We start from the raw sequence: 4,642 nt of genomic DNA on the forward strand, positions 1-4,642 counted from the left end.
TACATAATACTGTATAACATAATATTGTCAAGTATAACTTTTCGAGGAGATCGAGCCATGGACACCACCACCCTTGATATCGAGTCGATGCGCGCCGCTGCTGGCCGGGCGACGGCCGTTCTCGGCGTGCTCGCCAACACCAACCGCCTGCTGCTGATGTGCCAGCTCAGTCAGGGCGAGAAGTGCGTCGGCGAACTCGAGGAACTGCTCGACCTCCACCAGCCGACCTTGTCGCAGCAACTCGGCGTTCTGCGCAGCGAAGGACTGGTAAGCACGCGGCGTGACGGCAAGAAGATCTACTACTCGGTCGCCGACGTGCGGGTACTCGCCCTGCTCACCACCCTCTATGAGATGTACTGCCCGCAAGCGGGGGGCGAGAACCCATGATCACCATCGACTGGCTGCATTTCACACCCGCCAGCGCCCTTGCCGGTGGCCTGCTGATCGGCCTCGCGGCGGCGCTGCTGATTCTTCTCGAAGGACGCATCGCCGGCATCAGCGGTATCGTTGGCGGCTTGCTGCAACCGCTCAGGGAGGGCGACGTTGCCTGGCGGGCGGCGTTTGCACTCGGGCTGGTGGCAGCGCCCCTGCTTTACCAGGCGCTGGCCGAGTTGCCACAGAGCCGCATCGATACCGGTTGGGCAACGCTCGTCGTCGCCGGCGTGCTGGTCGGCTTCGGCAGCCGGCTCGGTTCGGGCTGCACCAGCGGCCACGGCGTCTGCGGGCTGTCACGCCGCTCGCCGCGCTCGCTGGTCGCCACCATCGTCTTCATGACCGCCGGCTTCGCAACCGTCTTCGCTGGTCGCCATCTTTTCGCCTAGGAGCCTCGCATGAGTGTGCTGATTTCACTGCTGATCGGTCTCGTCTTCGGCTGCGGCCTGATCGTCTCCGGCATGAGCAACCCGGCCAAGGTGCTCGCTTTTCTCGATCTCGTCGGCGACTGGGATCCCTCTCTGGCGCTGGTCATGGCCGGCGCGATCGCCGTCGGCCTGCTGGCCTTCCGCATCGCCGCGCAGCGGCCGACCTCGCTGCGCGGCAAGCCGCTGCAGATGCCGACTGCCCGGCAGATCGACCGCCGGCTGCTGGCCGGCAGCACCCTGTTCGGCATCGGCTGGGGTCTGGCGGGAATCTGCCCTGGGCCGGCTCTCGTCCTGCTCGGTAGCGGCAGCGCCAAGGGCTTCGTCTTCGTCCTCGCCATGCTCGCCGGCATGGCCCTCTTCACCGCCTACGAGCGCCGGTCGCGCGCGCGCCAGGCGCAGTCTGACGCGGGCAAGTGATCCGCGGTCCATCTTTTATCAGGAGAATTCAATGTATTCGGTCGATGTCGATGATTCGAAAGTGATTACCGTGCGCGGCGGCAAGCATCAGGTGAGCTACGCCGTCGATGGCTCGCTGATGAATCCGCTGGAAGCCTTCTACGCTGTGCTGGCGAGCTGCGCGGCGGTCTATGCGAAGAAGGAGTGCAAGGCAATGGGGGTGTCTGCGGCGGGAATCAGGATCGGCTGCAAGCCCTTCGCCGGCCACGGCGGGCCACTGACGCTGGCGCGCTTCCGCACTGAAGTCAGCTTTCCCGAGAACTTCTCTGCGGAACAGCGGGAACGCGTTCTCCAAGCGATCAACGATTGTGCTGTGAAGAAGATCGTCCAGACGGGTGCCGAAATTGCCTTCTCGGCCAGCGAAATGCCCGCCACTGTCTCCTGAACAAGCGCCGAACGACCGCGCCACCGGTTACGCAAGGGGCCAGATCCGCGCTGCGTTGACGGTCAAACGCCCGCTCTGAACGAAGGCGTCGATCGCTGCAAAGGAGATTTCGAGCCGGTACTCGCGGTCACCACCTTCAAGGATGAGGCGGAAGCGCTGGAAATCGCCAACGACACGCTGCCAGGCGTTCCTCGGAGCGTTCAGCCGCGCAGAGCCTGCAACTCGCCGATGGTGACCCGCAAGCGCATCGATAGATTGAGCGCCACGTTGTGCACGATGGACAGCGCAAGGTCGCCGTGTTGCTTGGCCAGGAGGTCGAAGTCCTCGTGTGCCAAAACGTAGACCTCGACATCGGTGAGCGCCAGCGCATCGGTCACATGACCACTGGACTCCAGGAAACCCATGCCTCCGATGAGTTCGCCGGGGCCGATCGTCGCCAGATGATAACTTTCCTTCCGGTCGATCGGCACCGTCACCTTGACCGACCCGCTGCGCACGATGAACAGCGAATCGTCGTCCTCGTGGACCTTGAAGACGAAGTCGCCAGCGCGCACCGGACGCGTGCTGACGGCGGCGCTCAGCGCGCGCACTCCATCGGGCGAGATTCCCCGCAGGAAAGGGGAATCCGCGAGAGCCATCGCGGGCAGGGCGGTGTCTTGGGTGACGGCGTTGGCCCCGCCATTGGTTTCGACCCATTCGAGTGCCTCGTCCAGTTGGCGGAAGGCGAAGGCTTTGTTGGTCGGTCGGACGACTCCGGTTTCCTTGAGAAAGCGTTTCATCTTCAGGCCGCTGGGCAGGCCCTTGGGAATGTCGCAAAACACCAGATACGCGTTGTGTTCTTCCAGCCGATCCTTGATCTGCTCGAGCACATGCGTGGCGGTCACATCGAGCGACTGCACGCGTCGCATGCTCAGGATGACGTAGGTACGGGCGCCGATTTCCGGCTCCAGCGCCGCCTGCAGTTGGCTGGCTGTGCCGAAGAACAGACTGCCCTGGAGCTCGAAGACCACTGCCTGCCTGGCTTGCTCCAGCGCTTGCCCGGTGTCGCGCAGTTTGTAGGCGTGTTTGGAGAATATTTCCGGTCCGTCGATACGGTTTCTGACGACGGAGCTGCGCGTCTGCTCGCGGATGAACAGCACCATGGCGAGCGCAACGCCGACCCCCGAAGCGGCAATCAGATTGACGAAAATCGCCACCAGAATCACTGCCACGATCACCACGAAATCGAGGCGTGTCGTCGGGGTAAAGAAAAAATGCAGACTGTGCTGGTCGATCATCCGGTAACCGATGACCATCAGGATGGCGGCCAGCGCGGCCACCGGTACCCAGGCGATCAGCGGCGCGAGGAGCAGAAAGGCAAGCAGCGAAAAGACGCCGCAGATCAATCCGGAAGTACGGCTTGTGCCACCGCTGGAGATGTTGATCAGCGAAGCCCCCATGGTTCCGGCGCCCGGTATGCCGCCAATCATCGACGAGGCGATATTGCCCAAACCCTGCCCGACCAGTTCGCGGTTCGAGTCGTGGTGCGTCTTGGTCATGGCGTCGATCACCACGCAGGTCTTGAGCGTGTCGATCGAGAGCAGAACCGCCAGCGTCAGCGAGGGCACGAGAACCTTGCTCACCGTCTCGACGTTGAGCACCTGGAAGGCCTTCCAGTGCTGAATCATCGAATCGGCAAGGCCTACGTCACCCGTGTTCAAGCTTCCGACCAGCAGCGGGTTGCCCTGCGTCGTCAGTAGTTCGGGGTCCATCGCCCCGAGCAACTGGTAGCCGGCGACCCCCGCCAACAGGGCGAGAATCGCCGCCGGGACGGTACGCGTCAGGCGCGGCGTGAGAACCATGGTGGCCATGGCCACCGCACCGACCGCCACTCCCGGCCATGACCACATGCCGGGCGACGAAATGGCGTCGACTAGCGTCGTGCCATTCGCTACGCCGAGAAACTTGGGAATCTGGCTGCCGATGATGATCAGGCCGACGCCGCTCAAATAGCCGCTGACCACCGGAAAAGGGATGAACTTGATCAGGCGGCCGATGCCCGCCAGACCGAGACCAATCTGGATGGCCCCCGACAGCAGGCCGATCAAACCGAGCATCAGCAGAATCGTGTCGGCCGGCGTACCTTGCTGCGAAAAGGTCAGCGCCAGCGCCGAAAGCACTGCCGCCGCCGGCGCACAGGGGGCGGTAATCAGCCGGCTGCTGCCGCCAAACGAAGGCGCCACCAGCGCCAGAGCGGTGGCGCCGAGGATTCCGGCGAGCGCACCCTGGGCCGCCAGGGTGCCACCCAAAGGCGCCAGAATGGTGACGCCAAACGCAATCGCTGACGGCAGAGCGACGAGCATCGCCGCCAGCCCACCCCAGACATCGTTGGTCAGCGTTGCGCGGGAAAATGCGATCTTGCTTGTCAGTTCACTCAACATTGATGACCTTTCGACTACGGAGCCAAGGGCCGGCCCGACTTGTCGCCGCGATCAGGGTGAGTGGCCAGAGGCCAGATCCTGGCCTTGCTCGAACATCATCGCAAGGCCTTGCGCATCGGGAGTTGGTTGGACGCACTGAATGGGTCGCCGGGATGGGCCACGGGAGGCGGGGTTGTTGCCGTGCGGGACGCGGGAAATGCCGGTTAGGGTAGAACGGGTATTCAGATCCATTATAGATCGAGGAGGTCGTCTCGTGGAGTTTTACGTTCCAGGGCGCGTGTCCCGCAGCCAGAAGGTATTGAGGCAACAACTGTGTTTTCTCATTGCCTGGTCATGCAAGAGCCGTAGAGTCTGTCCCGCTTGCAACACTCGGCAAAGCGTCGACCTGCGAAAGCGTCGACCTGCGGCAGCGCAGGTCAAGCTTAGGCGATGAGCGGCGGATGTCAAGGATTGAGTCTCGTCTTACGCGGGAGATCGCTGGTCGCGCGGCGCTGGGCTAGCGCGACGCCGCACGGCCGCGG

General features: G+C 63.4%; 5 protein-coding genes. 4 read left to right on the top strand and 1 reads right to left on the bottom strand.

Going from position 1 to position 4,642, the window contains the following annotated elements; genetic code table 11:
* Positions 1-57 precede the first annotated feature (57 nt).
* From CAPSK01_RS14250 to CAPSK01_RS14265, 4 genes are read left to right on the top strand one after another with little or no spacing between them, the layout of a single operon-like run.
* The gene (locus tag CAPSK01_RS14250) at positions 58-387 is read left to right on the top strand and encodes a metalloregulator ArsR/SmtB family transcription factor (protein WP_034928021.1); all 330 of its coding nucleotides are present in this window, start codon (positions 58-60) and stop codon (positions 385-387) included.
* Complete coding sequence (locus CAPSK01_RS14255) at positions 387-821, top strand: YeeE/YedE family protein (protein WP_034928301.1); 435 nt, start codon at positions 387-389, stop codon at positions 819-821. Before CAPSK01_RS14250 ends, CAPSK01_RS14255 begins: the two co-directional genes overlap by 1 nt.
* A 9-nt stretch (positions 822-830) precedes the next feature.
* Entirely contained in the window at positions 831-1,277 is a 447-nt protein-coding gene (locus CAPSK01_RS14260; protein WP_034928025.1) for a YeeE/YedE family protein, read from the top strand.
* Between the two features lie 31 nt (positions 1,278-1,308).
* On the top strand, positions 1,309-1,701 hold the full coding sequence (locus CAPSK01_RS14265; RefSeq protein ID WP_273703734.1) for an OsmC family protein: 393 nt from the start codon (positions 1,309-1,311) through the stop codon (positions 1,699-1,701).
* Between the two features lie 200 nt (positions 1,702-1,901).
* Here CAPSK01_RS14265 and CAPSK01_RS14270 read toward each other — a convergent pair whose 3' ends face one another.
* The gene (locus tag CAPSK01_RS14270; RefSeq protein WP_034928028.1) at positions 1,902-4,121 is read right to left on the bottom strand and encodes a SulP family inorganic anion transporter; all 2,220 of its coding nucleotides are present in this window, start codon (positions 4,119-4,121) and stop codon (positions 1,902-1,904) included.
* Positions 4,122-4,642: the final 521 nt, after the last annotated feature.

Source organism: Candidatus Accumulibacter vicinus (genome assembly GCF_000584955.1).
GTDB lineage: Bacteria > Pseudomonadota > Gammaproteobacteria > Burkholderiales > Rhodocyclaceae > Accumulibacter > Accumulibacter vicinus.